The following is a 10,550-nucleotide window of genomic DNA, read 5'->3' as shown; positions in this document are numbered from 1 at the left end:
GACCGTCACGACCGTCACGGAACGAGAACCATGTCTGCGGAAGTCAAGGTGGACGCCAGGAGCGCGAGCGGCGCACGACAGGACTCACAGCCGGACTCGGGGCCGGACTCACGGCAGGCCTCACGACAGGCCTCACGGCCGGACTCCCGACCGGACTCTCCGCCCCTCACGGAGCGGCAGGAGGCCCGCCGTCGCCGCATCCTGCACGCGAGCGCCCAGCTTGCCAGCCGGGGCGGTTTCGACGCCGTGCAGATGCGCGAGGTCGCCGAGTCCTCCCAGGTCGCCCTCGGCACGCTCTACCGTTACTTCCCCTCCAAGATCCATCTCCTGGTCGCCACCATGCAGGACCAGCTCGAGCACATGCACGGCACGCTCCGGAAGAAGCCCCCGAGCGGCGAGACGGCGGCGGAGCGCGTCGCCGAGACCCTGATGCGCGCCTTCCGCGCCCTCCAGCGCGAGCCGCACCTCGCCGACGCGATGGTCCGCGCGCTCACCTTCGCCGACCGCAGCGTCAGCCCCGAGGTCGACCAGGTCTCCCACCAGACCACGGCGATCATCCTCGACGCGATAGGGCTGGAGACCCCGACCCCGGAGCAGCTCTCGGCGGTCCGCGTCATCGAGCACACCTGGCACTCGGCGCTCATCACCTGGCTCTCCGGCCGCGCGTCGATCGCCCAGGTCAAGATCGACATCGAGACGGTGTGCCGGTTGATCGACCTGACGGCGCCGGACCAGCGACAGAGCGGTGCCCCGGCACGCTGAGCACGCCGGGGCACACAGAACGACCTACGAGACGGGTTCCCTGCGCCGGTATGACCCGGATCAGGTGCTGGGGGTCGTCATCAGGCCCTACTGCTGCCTTCTGACCTCTCAGCCCTACCGTCGACGTCGGCATCAGCGGAGATCCTGCCTCTCGCCACTGTCGGCTACTCCGGTCGGGCTCCCTCACTCGCCCCGTAGGCCTGTTTCCAGAATAGAACACCTGAATGCTGACGCAACCCCCCAAAGCGGATTTTTTATCCACGAGGCAAGGGGAGGGAGGCGTGGCGAACGGGTGCACTCGCAGCGGGCGGATCGAGAGCCGGCGGGCGGACCGAGAGCCTAACGGCCCCGCCGACGGCGCAGGGCCGTGAGCAGTTGGGTGAGGACTCGGAGCGCCGCGTTCCTGCGGGCCGGCTTGCGTGACCACACCGCGGGCAGGACGACGCCCGCGTAGACGGCGGTGAAGACGAGGGCGGCGAGCAGGACGGGCGGCTGGATGCTCATGTCGGTTTCCTCCGGGGCGACGATGGCCTGTGCGTAACCGACGTTCGTGCCTCCGGGCCGCGCCACCGGGGGTTCCCGATCTCCCCCGAACCCCCGGCGGAAGACGCAGGTCAGACCGTACGCTTCGGGGACGTTCACCGAACTTCGCCGAAGGAGGCAGGAGTTGTCCGTGCCATCTGGGGGTCCTGTCGCGGACTTCTGCGCGGAGCTGGGGCGTCTGGTGCGGGTGTGCCGCGTGAGTCAGGTGGAGATCGCCACAGCGCTCGACAGGAGTCCCGCGGCGGTGTCGGAGCTGCTGAGCGGACGGCGCCGAAGGCCTCCTGAGTGGGACGTCGTACGGTCCATCGTTCGGTTGTGTGCCGAGCGGAACGGGCCGGGGGTGGCGCCGCCCCCGGGGATGCGGCTCGACGTGGAGTGGTGGCGGGGGCGGTACGGGGAGTTGGAGCGGGCCGTCGAGACAGCGCGCACGCGGGCTCGCCGGGCGACGTCTGCCGAAGGAGGGCCGGCCGCAGAGGCGCCTGCCGCAGGGGCGGCTGCCCCAGGAGCGCCTCCCGAGGGCATGCCCGTCGACGGGGTGACCCCGTCATGCGATCAAGGGCTCGTCCTCACCGCGCATGACGTCGTCGGGATGAGCGTCGACGAGGCAGTCGTCCTGCTGGCGGCAGGGCGCGCGCGCCTCGCGAACGCCATGGACGGGCTCATCGGGCCCCTCTACGGGGAGCAGGGTTCGCCCGGCGTGCTGGAGGCCCTGCTGGAGGGTTTCCCGGAGCGGGTGCGGGCGGCGCACGGTGTGCAGCGTTGCGCGCTGCTGCAGGCGGCTCGGATTGCTCTGGTGGCGGCGACGATGGCCGAGTACCCGGCACTGGACGGGACCGTCAACAGCCGGTACTCGGCGTCCGCCCTGATCCAGGAAGTGGTCAACGGCACGACGCGAGCCGGTGGGCTGACGGCGGAGGATCCTCACCTCGCCGATCAACGGCTGCTGGAGGGCATTGGGAACACCCTCCCCCCGCACTCGCGGGAAGTGCTCCTCGACGAGTACCTCTCGCGGGCGTCGCCCCTCGCCGCCGCCTGCCCCGAGTTCGCACTGACGGCAGGTCTGTCCCCTGTCACCGAAGGCGACGCCGTCGACAGCAGGCCCGGAAGCGGGTTGTCCGGCCTGGGAGCGATGCTCGCGGGCTTCGCGGGCCGGGACGAACGCCCCGCTGCGGCTCGAACCCAGCTCAGCAGCCCCATCTCGTCGCTCGAACCGCGCGGCCCCCGGCTGCCGAGCCTGGCGGAGGGATACGTCAATCCCCGCTTCCGGTTGAACGAGGCGTACACGGTCGCCGGCACCGAGCATCACGTCGCCTCGGACAAGTGGTGGGCGGAGCAACCGCTGTACGACAGCGTCGAGGAGTTCTTCGCCGCCCATCTCCTCAGCGCCTCAGCCCTGCTGGCCCCGCTCGTCGTACTCGGCCACCCGGGCGCCGGCAAGTCGCTGCTCACCAGACTGCTGGCCGCGAGACTTCCGGCCGACGAGTTCCGTCCCCTACGGGTGGAGCTGCGGCACACTCCGGCGGAGGCCGACCTGGAGGAGCAACTGGAGCACGGGCTGCGGCAGGCCACGGGCCGGAAGCGGAGTTGGCCGGAGTGGTACGAGTCGCAGCCCGGGGCGATCCCGGTCGTGCTTCTGGACGGCTTCGACGAACTGCTCCAAGCGGGTGCCCAACGACTCGGCTCCCACCGTCAGTGGACGTATCTGAGTGACGTGGAGAGCTTCCAGCGCCGTGAGGCGGAGCAGGGCCGCCCGCTGGTCGTGGTGGTGACGAGCCGCACGGTGGTCGCCGACCGCGCCGCGATCCCCACGGAGAGCCAGGTCCTGCGTCTGGAGCCGTTCGCGGAGCCGGAGATCGACCGGTGGCTCTCGATCTGGAACAGGACGAACGGGACCTACCTGAAACAGCGCGGTCTCCGCCCACTGACCGCCGGACTGGTGACCCGACATCACCGGGAACTCTCGGCCCAGCCACTGCTGCTGCTCATGCTCGCGCTCCACGACGCGGTCGACAACGCGCTGCACCGGCTCGACGACGAGGACATCAGCCGCACTCAGCTCTACGACCGCCTGCTCACGGAGTTCGTCCAGCGCCAAGTCGTCAAGGACGGCCCCTGTCCTCCGTCCGAGCAGCGCGCCTCGGTCGATCGGGAGCTCCACCGCCTCTCGGTGATCGCCGTGGGCATGTTCCACCGCGGGGCACAGGCCATCAGCGGGGAGGAGGCGGACCGCGATCTGGCGGCCCTGAGAAACACAGAGGCGCACGGGTTGCGGGACCAGAAACCGCAGGAACCGCAGAAGCCACAGGACCGGCCCCGGGAGACCGGTCCTTCCCAGACGCTCTTCGGGCGGTTCTTCTTCATGCACGAGGCACAGGCTGTCGTCACCGAAGAACGGCTGCGCAGCTACGAGTTCATCCACGCGACGTTCGGCGAGCACCTCACCGCGCGGTTGATCGCACGAGCGCTGGACCGGCTGGTGAAGTCGTCCGGCTCGGGACAAGATCCCGTCGACGACGGTGAGTTGTATGCCCTGCTGTCCTTCGCGCCGCTCACTGACCGGGCGCAGCTCGTGCAGAACCTCCGGGAGATGCTGGCGGCCTGGCCGGAACCGGTGGCGCGGGACGACCTGCCGGACCTGCTGGCCGAGTTGTTCGAGGACGCCGCGTGGGAGACCCCGCACCGCACCGACCTCGGACACGTGCCGACACGCCTGACGAGGACGTACCGCGACACGGTCTACCACATCAACCTGCTGCTCATCGCGGTGTTGGCGGCCGGTGAAGTGCACGCCTCCGAGTTCCTGAGAACCGATGATGTGGCCGACACCTGGCGACGTCACAGCAAGCTGTGGCAGTCGCAGCTTTCCGCGAGCTCCTGGGAGCTGTTGTCGTCCACCCTCGGCCCGCACCGTCGGTGGCGGCCCGGGCCGTCGGACGAAGACGACCACCTGCCCGAGCTGGTGATCCGCGCCCACGGCGAGCCGCTCGGTCGGCATGAACTGAGCTGGCCCCTCGGTTACTACGTGTCGGCACCGAATGACCCGGCAGGGGCCGCGAGTCGCTACTGGTCCTCCGGCAAGCAGGATGCCCTGGACATGGTGTGGCAAGTGATGTTCACGGGAGACCGCGACGCCGAACTCCTCCTGCACCTGGCCGATCCGCTGATCGACAGTCTTCCCAGCACGCTGGGGACACTCCTGAGCGACGGCGACGGACATGTGCACTCGGCGGCACAGTCGCTCATCGCCCTGATGACCGCGAAGCGGAACCATGGCGAGAAACTGCACCCGCTCTACCTCAGGTGCTTGGATTTCGTCCATCAACTGTCAGACCGCGAGATGTCCCCGGTCCTGGAGCTCATCTGCCGTCAACTGGTTCAGGACGTCCCGCTGTTGTCCGACGCGGCGCTCGCCGCTGTACTACGTCGGCTCATCACACACCAATGGGCCCGCCGCAGCGCCTTGGTCCGGCAGTCCCTGCGCGCATGCATAAGTGGAGCCCTGGGGCGGGACGAAGCACTGGACGCCGTCCTCAGCAGGGTGTGCAGTGAGTTCGACCTCCACTCGTGGAGCTCGTCCGAGCCGGACGACCTGCTCAGGTTGGCGTGGACAGGCTCTTCCAGCAGTACGTGGAAGTGGTCCTCCCAGGCATTCCACCATGTCGCGGAGCGTGACTTCAACGAGATTCTCGCAGCACACGACCCCGGGGAAGCCGCTGCGAGCCGCCCCTCAGCCGTCATCGACCTCCTCCGTCTCGCCGCCGACCTCGGCCTCGACGACTGGCTGACAACCCACGCCCAGTCGTTCCTCCGCGCCCTCCCGCCCAACGCCTTCGGTCTCCTCCGCCCCTCGGACCTCATCCACCTCCGCAAGGCGCTGCCACCCGGCACCTACGCTGCCGAGTTCGCGGAGGTGGAGCGGATCTGGCGCGGGGACGGTACGGCGCGCGACGGCAGGGCATAAGCCCCTACTCCTCCGGTGGGAACACCGGCTCCCCCCTCCCGAGCAGGGTGATCGAGATCGCCTCCACGGGGCAGCCCTCCGCCGCCTTCAGGACGCGTTCGTGGGCGTCGGTCTGCGGTTCGGTGGGGTGGGACTGCATGGCGGAGTCGAGGCGGAAGGCGTCCGGGGCGAGGTGCGTGCACTGGGCGGAGCCGATGCAGAGGCCGCGGTCGACCTCCACGTGCCAGCGGTCGCCCATCACCCGACGCCCTTCCCGGCGGTGACGGTGACCTCGGTGGGCGGCTCGTATCCGGCCGGCAGGTGGATCATCTTGTGTTCCAGGTACTCGCCGTAGCCCTCGGGGCCGAACTCCCGGCCCAGGCCCGAGTTCTTGTAGCCGCCGAAGGGGCCGAGCATGTCGAGGCTGAAGGTGTTGACGGAGTATGTGCCGGTGCGGACCTGGCGGGCGATGTCGATGCCGCGCTCGTCGTCGGCGGTCCAGACGCTGCCGCTGAGGCCGTACTCGGAGTCGTTGGCGATCTTCACGGCCTCCGCCTCGTCGCCGTACGGGAGGAGGCAGATCACCGGGCCGAAGATCTCCTCGCGGGCGATGCGCATGGAGTTGTCGACGTCACCGAAGAGGGTGGGCTCGACGTACCAGCCGCGGTCGAGGCCCGCCGGGCGGCCGCCGCCGGTGAGGATCTTGGCACCCTCCTCCTGACCTATGCGTATGTAGTCCAGGCTGCGGCGCTGCTGGCGCTGGGCGACCAGGGGGCCGAGTTCCGTGGCCGGGTCGAGGGGGTCGCCGACCTTGAGCGCGGAGGCGGCGGCCGCGAAGGCCTCGGCGAACTCGTCGTAGCGGGAGCGGGGCACGAGGATGCGGGTCTGGGCGACGCAGGCCTGGCCGTTGATCATCCAGGCGAAGGGGGCGATGCCGCCCACGGCGGTCTGCGCGTCCGCGTCCGGGAGGATCACGGCCGCCGACTTGCCGCCCAGCTCCAGCGTGACACGGGTGAGGTTGCGGGCGGCGACCTCCATGACCCGCTTGCCTGCGGCGACGGAGCCGGTGAAGGAGACCTTGTCGACGCCCGGGTGTCCGACCAGGTACTCGCTGACCTCGCGGTCGGCGGGAAGGATGGAGAGGACACCCTCGGGGAGTCCGGCCTCGGCCGCGATCTCCGCCAACAGGTAGGCGTCCAGGGGGGTTTCGGGCGACACCTTCAGGATCGTCGGGCAGCCGGCCAGCAGTGCCGGGGCGAGTTTGGCGGCGGCGGTGAACTGCGGGACGTTCCAGGGGACGACCGCCGCGACGACCCCGACGGGCTCGCGCCGGACCAGAATCTTTCCGAGCACACCGTCCCGCCGCTCCTCGTACGTGAAGTCGCGCGCCGTCGTGATCGCGGCGTCCCACGCCATCAGCGAGGCGAGCGCCTGGACCATCACGCTGGAGGTGAACGGGGTGCCGTTCTCTGCGCTGATGAGGCGGGCGAACTCCTCGTGCCGTACGGCGAAGGCGTCCTTGATGCGACTGACGACCTCGATGCGTTCGGCCAGGGTCGTACGGGGCCAGGGGCCGTGGTCGAAGGCGTGGCGCGCGGCGGCCACGGCGCGGTCGACGTCCGCGCGGGAGGCGTGCGGTACGCGCCCGATGACCTCCTCCGTGTGCGGCGAGACCACCTCGATGACGTCTGTGCCCAGGGGGTCGGTCAGCGCCCCGCCGATGAACAGCTGTCCGTGTTCCACGAGTTCGGTCATGGCCGACTGCCTTCCGGTCAGGTGGTCTGCTGGGCATGCTTTCTGACGATGCATCAGGTAGGGATACAGGGAACTGATACCAGTTCCAGGGGGAGGAGTCCACGGTGGGATGGAAGAGGAGTCGTCTTCTCCCAAGGTGACCGCGTGGTGCACTCGCCCCGGGAAAGCACTCGAATTCGGCTACGGTCGGGCGCATGGATCGCCTGTCCGAGATCACGTTCCTCCTGCCCGACGCACCGCAGGCACGAGGTTTCCTCGATGAATTGCGTTCGCTGTTCGCCGAGGTGGCGTACGCCGACTTCACCGGGTCCGCGGGCAAGGCCAACAGGGTGGGTGACCGCCTGACCCTCACCCCGCCGCAGCCCGCCGGCGCTCGTCCCGTGACGACATTCGCGCTGGCCGACGTGCACACGCCCGAGCGCCCGAGGTCGCCCTCGGCGCAGGTCACTCCATCGGTACATGGGGTGGCGCTGACACGCACGAGACGCGGGCCCTGCCGGCGCATGTCGAGATGGCGGACCTGACCCGCCGCATCGCCGGACACGTTCGGCGCGTCGATCACACGGGCGTGAACCTGCCCGCCTGTGCGGCCTCACCCGAGCAGTGGCGCGACCTCACGACCGCACTCGCGTCGACAACCACCATGTACCGCTATCCCACGGGCGAGGACTGGCCGTTCGTCCTCCCATCGACAGCGGACGAGTTCCTCGATGGCATCAGTGACTTCGTCGTCGGCCGCGAGCCCAGATTCGAACTGGTCCACGACCAGTGGCTGACCCGGACCCAGTGGCAGTTCGCGCTCTGGACCGACCTGACCCGCGCAGAACTGGAGGAGATGTTTCCCGAGCCCGAAGGTATGACGTTTCCAGAACTTGCGGAGATCTTCCGCGTCGTACCAATCCTCAGCCCCTGGCCGGGTCTCGAGATCCGATTCGACCTCTGCTACCGGCTCCAGAACGGGCCCGCCGACTGGGAAACCGGCGAATGGCTGGTCACGGAAGGCGGCCGTATCCGCTGACACCGACATGGGCGGTCACCGTGGTGACCGGATCACACACACCCCCGATGAAACTTGTTCTAGTTATAGTGGGCCGAGCGTGGCGACGGCGTGTCGATGACAGGGGAGCCCATGACACACGTGACCGAGCACGGCGGAGGCGTACGGTCCATCGAGGTTCCCATCCCGGACAACCCGCTCGGCCACACCCTCGTGTACGTCGTGGACACCGACCGCGGCCCGGTCCTCGTGGACACCGGCTGGGACGACCCGGCCTCTTGGGACATGCTCGCGGCGGGACTGACGGCGTGCGGTACGTCCGTCGCGGATATCCACGGCGTCGTGATCACCCATCACCACCCCGACCACCACGGTCTCTCGGGCGCGGTACGCGAGGCCTCGGGCGCGTGGATCGCGATGCACGCGGCGGACACGGCGATCATACGGCGCACCCGGGGCACCGCCCCCGACCGCTGGTTCTCGTACATGACGGACAGGCTCACCGCCGCGGGCGCCCCCGAGGAACACCTGGCCGTCCTGCGCGCCCCGCGCCGCCCCCGCGCCCTGCCCGGCTTCTCCCCCGCGCTGCCCGACCGCGAGATCGTCCCCGGTGAACTCCTCGACCTCCCCGGCCGCCGCGTCCGCGCGATCTGGACCCCCGGTCACACCCCCGGCCATGTCTGCCTCCACCTGGAGGAGGCCCATCCGGCCCAACTCCCGGGCCAGGGGCGTCTGTTCTCCGGGGACCATCTCCTCCCCGAGATCAGTCCGCACATCGGCCTGTACGAGGATCCGGACGACGACACGGTCACCGATCCCCTGGGCGACTACCTCGACTCCCTGGAACGCGTCGGCCGCCTCGCCCCGGCCGAGGTCCTGCCCGCCCACCAGTACGCGTTCACGGACACCGCCGCCCGCGTACGGGAGTTGCTCGCACACCACGAGTCCCGCCTCACCGGCCTGCTCACGCTCCTCGCCGAGCCCCTCACTGCCTGGCAGCTCGCCGAACGCATGGAGTGGAACCGCCCCTGGCCCGACATCCCTTTCTCCTCCCGCAACATCGCCGTCTCCGAGGCGGAGGCCCATCTGCGGCGCCTGGTGAAGCTGGGACGAGCGGAGGCGGTACCGGGGAGCGATCCGGTGACGTACGTGGCGGTGTGAGGACCTTCAGTCAGTCGACGAACTCACGTCGCCGAGTGAGCGGACCAACCGCTCCGCGGCTCCGACGAGTTCGCTCTCCCGTGCGCTCATCGTCGCATCAGCCGCCCGGCGTTTCCTCGCTTCCACGAGGCCCTCGTCCGTCAGTGCGGAGGGGCCGTCGGACTGGTGGGTGAGGAGGGAGGCGAGGATGGCGTGGGCCATGTCCGCACGGGGGTCGGCGGTGTCGACGGCGACCTGGGCGAGGATCATCGCGGAGATACCCCAGTCCAGGCCGGGTGGGCCCTCCTCGCTGTTGCTCCAGTCGATGACCCGGGGGCCGTCGGGCGTGAGGATGACGTTCTCCGGGTGCAGGTCCAGGTGGAGGATGCGGGGCGCAGGGGAGCGGTGTGCCGGACCCGGGGGCGGGAGTGAGGCCGCGCGGTGCGTGCGGGGCGGGAGGGCGTGGAGGTCGCGCAGGAGGCGGGCCAGTACTACGCCGGACCGCGCGGGGTCGAGCCGGCCCGTGGCGATGGCCTCCAGCATGGTGGGGCCGGACAGCCGCTCCAGCACCATCTCCGCACGGGTCGCCGACCGTACGCACGGGACCGGGTAACCATGGCCTCGCACGTACTCCATGACCTCGGCCTCGGCAGCCGCGTCCCCCCAACCGTCCCGGTACCGCCGCAACACCCAGACCCCGGATGCGCCGCCGACACCGTCCGGACCGGCGGGTCGCCCGAACTCGTCGGCGCCCTCCCGGCGGACGGGACCGCCGGACCCACGGGACCCGCCGGACGCACGGGACCCGCCGGACGCACCACGGTCAACGGACCTGGCGGACCTGCCGACTTCGTCACGATCGGCCGACCCTGCGGCCCCGCCAGGATCTCCATGACCGGCCGACCCGGCCGACCCCGCCGACCCCGCCGACCCGGCCGGCCCGGCCGGCACGTCGGCGTCTCTACGACCGCCCAAGTCGCCAGGCCTGTCGGCCTCGTCGCGGACGGTAGGCCCGGCCGGTCTGTCGGATTCGTCACGGGCGAGGGGCCCCTCGGGGCCCTCGGGTAGGGCGGCGACGCCCAGGGTGGCGCGCCCGTCCGTTCCGGACTCGGCTTCGTCGTCGTGGAGTTCGTAGACGTCGGCCGTGCGCCCTGACCCCAGCAGTCTTCCCGTACGCATGGCCCGAACCTATCCCGGCGCGCAGACGGGCCCTCGGGCGTTCGGCTACCGGCAGGTAGAGTGGCCGGGTCGTCATCACACCCGTACGGGGGGAAGCCGGTGCAAATCCGGCGCTGACCCGCAACCGTGAGCCGACCCCGGTGAGGGGGCGGCGAGTCGGACTGCCCCGTGCGCATCGTGACCGGCTCGCGTCACCGGCGGCCCGCCGGTGTACGGCACCGTCGAGGAATACGG

At 70.2% G+C, this 10,550-nt stretch carries 9 protein-coding genes and 2 riboswitches; of the genes, 5 read left to right on the top strand and 4 right to left on the bottom strand.

The annotated features are described in order from the left end of the window. The first annotated feature begins 30 nt into the window (after window positions 1-30). The gene (locus tag ACFY9I_RS18065; protein ID WP_391002643.1) at window positions 31-762 is read left to right on the top strand and encodes a TetR family transcriptional regulator; all 732 of its coding nucleotides are present in this window, start codon (window positions 31-33) and stop codon (window positions 760-762) included. A gap of 20 nt (window positions 763-782) precedes the next feature. Next, a riboswitch (TPP riboswitch) is annotated at window positions 783-957 on the bottom strand. Between the two features lie 144 nt (window positions 958-1,101). Here the strand turns inward: ACFY9I_RS18065 and ACFY9I_RS18060 are convergent. Continuing rightward, on the bottom strand, window positions 1,102-1,266 hold the full coding sequence (locus ACFY9I_RS18060; protein WP_391002641.1) for a hypothetical protein: 165 nt from the start codon (window positions 1,264-1,266) through the stop codon (window positions 1,102-1,104). A gap of 559 nt (window positions 1,267-1,825) precedes the next feature. Here ACFY9I_RS18060 and ACFY9I_RS18055 point away from each other — a divergent pair. Next, a complete protein-coding gene (locus ACFY9I_RS18055; protein WP_391002640.1) occupies window positions 1,826-5,266 on the top strand; it encodes an NACHT domain-containing protein in 3,441 nt (1,146 codons plus the stop codon). A 4-nt stretch (window positions 5,267-5,270) separates the two neighbouring features. Here ACFY9I_RS18055 and ACFY9I_RS18050 read toward each other — a convergent pair whose 3' ends face one another. Both ACFY9I_RS18050 and ACFY9I_RS18045 read right to left on the bottom strand, forming a co-directional pair. Next, window positions 5,271-5,504: a 4Fe-4S domain-containing protein gene (locus tag ACFY9I_RS18050; protein WP_391002638.1), complete on the bottom strand. Its 234-nt coding sequence runs from the start codon at window positions 5,502-5,504 to the stop codon at window positions 5,271-5,273. Further along, window positions 5,504-7,000 carry an aldehyde dehydrogenase family protein gene (locus ACFY9I_RS18045; protein ID WP_391002636.1) on the bottom strand — a complete coding sequence of 499 codons (1,497 nt, stop codon included), beginning with the start codon at window positions 6,998-7,000 and terminating at the stop codon, window positions 5,504-5,506. Before ACFY9I_RS18045 ends, ACFY9I_RS18050 begins: the two co-directional genes overlap by 1 nt. Window positions 7,001-7,194: 194 nt before the next feature. Here ACFY9I_RS18045 and ACFY9I_RS18040 point away from each other — a divergent pair, with 194 nt between their 5' ends. From ACFY9I_RS18040 to ACFY9I_RS18030, 3 genes are all read left to right on the top strand, one after another. Beyond that, window positions 7,195-7,524 (top strand): hypothetical protein, encoded by a 330-nt coding sequence (locus tag ACFY9I_RS18040; RefSeq protein ID WP_391002634.1) that lies wholly within the window; start codon window positions 7,195-7,197, stop codon window positions 7,522-7,524. Then, window positions 7,512-8,018, top strand: coding sequence for a hypothetical protein (locus ACFY9I_RS18035; RefSeq protein ID WP_391002632.1), 507 nt, complete (start codon window positions 7,512-7,514; stop codon window positions 8,016-8,018). Before ACFY9I_RS18040 ends, ACFY9I_RS18035 begins: the two co-directional genes overlap by 13 nt. 111 nt (window positions 8,019-8,129) lie before the next feature. Then, window positions 8,130-9,158 carry an MBL fold metallo-hydrolase gene (locus ACFY9I_RS18030; RefSeq protein ID WP_391002630.1) on the top strand — a complete coding sequence of 343 codons (1,029 nt, stop codon included), beginning with the start codon at window positions 8,130-8,132 and terminating at the stop codon, window positions 9,156-9,158. Window positions 9,159-9,164: 6 nt separating this feature from the next. Here the strand turns inward: ACFY9I_RS18030 and ACFY9I_RS18025 are convergent, their stop codons facing one another. Continuing rightward, entirely contained in the window at window positions 9,165-10,316 is a 1,152-nt protein-coding gene (locus tag ACFY9I_RS18025; RefSeq protein WP_391002628.1) for a phosphotransferase, read from the bottom strand. A 49-nt stretch (window positions 10,317-10,365) separates the two neighbouring features. Further along, window positions 10,366-10,500, top strand: a riboswitch (cobalamin riboswitch). Window positions 10,501-10,550: the final 50 nt, after the last annotated feature.

Source organism: Streptomyces sp. NPDC012510 (assembly GCF_042955065.1).
Lineage (GTDB): Bacteria > Actinomycetota > Actinomycetes > Streptomycetales > Streptomycetaceae > Streptomyces.
This window is presented reverse-complemented; position numbering and strand designations above follow the sequence as displayed.